Source organism: Staphylococcus sp. GDY8P54P (assembly GCF_017892645.1).
In the GTDB taxonomy this organism is placed as follows: domain Bacteria; phylum Bacillota; class Bacilli; order Staphylococcales; family Staphylococcaceae; genus Staphylococcus; species Staphylococcus ureilyticus.
Window position 1 is genome coordinate 1 of record NZ_JAESLN010000014.1, and the last position, 832, is coordinate 832.

An 832-nucleotide genomic window follows, 5' to 3' on the forward strand; every position below is an offset into this window, starting at 1 on the left:
ATAAAAATATGTACTATATTAATAAACATTATACTAGAAAAGAGGTTCTGTTGCAAAGTTGAATTTATAGTATAATTTTAACAAAAAGGAGTCTTCTGTATGAACTATTTCAGATATAAACAATTTAACAAGGATGTTATCACTGTAGCCGTTGGCTACTATCTAAGATATGCATTGAGTTATCGTGATATATCTGAAATATTAAGGGAACGTGGTGTAAACGTTCATCATTCAACGGTCTACCGTTGGGTTCAAGAATATGCCCCAATTTTATATCAAATTTGGAAGAAAAAGCATAAAAAAGCTTATTACAAATGGCGTATTGATGAGACGTACATCAAAATAAAAGGAAAATGGAGTTATTTATATCGTGCCATTGATGCAGAGGGACATACATTAGATATTTGGTTGCGTAAGCAACGAGATAATCATTCAGCATATGCGTTTATCAAACGTCTCATTAAACAATTTGGTAAACCTCAAAAGGTAATTACAGATCAGGCACCTTCAACGAAGGTAGCAATGGCTAAAATAATTAAAGCTTTTAAACTTAAACCTGACTGTCATTGTACATCGAAATATCTGAATAACCTCATTGAGCAAGATCACCGTCATATTAAAGTAAGAAAGACAAGGTATCAAAGTATCAATACAGCAAAGCATACTTTAAAAGGTATTGAATGTATTTACGCTCTATATAAAAAGAACCGCAGGTCTCTTCAGATCTACGGATTTTTGCCATGCCACGAAATTAGCATCATGCTAGCAAGTTAAGCGAACACTGACATGATAAATTAGTGGTTAGCTATATTTTTTTACTTTGCAACAGAAC

Annotated in this window: 1 protein-coding gene; it reads left to right on the top strand. The window is 32.6% G+C overall.

What is annotated here, in order from left to right; all coding sequences use genetic code 11:
- Positions 1-99: 99 nt before the first annotated feature.
- Positions 100-774 (top strand): IS6-like element IS257 family transposase, encoded by a 675-nt coding sequence (locus tag KA883_RS07640; protein WP_210139938.1) that lies wholly within the window; start codon positions 100-102, stop codon positions 772-774.
- Positions 775-832: the final 58 nt, after the last annotated feature.

Bases quoted from the DNA above. Each gene is read 5' to 3' on its own strand.
- KA883_RS07640 (WP_210139938.1), top strand. From the start codon at position 100: ATGAACTATTTCAGATATAAACAATTTAACAAGGATGTTATCACTGTA.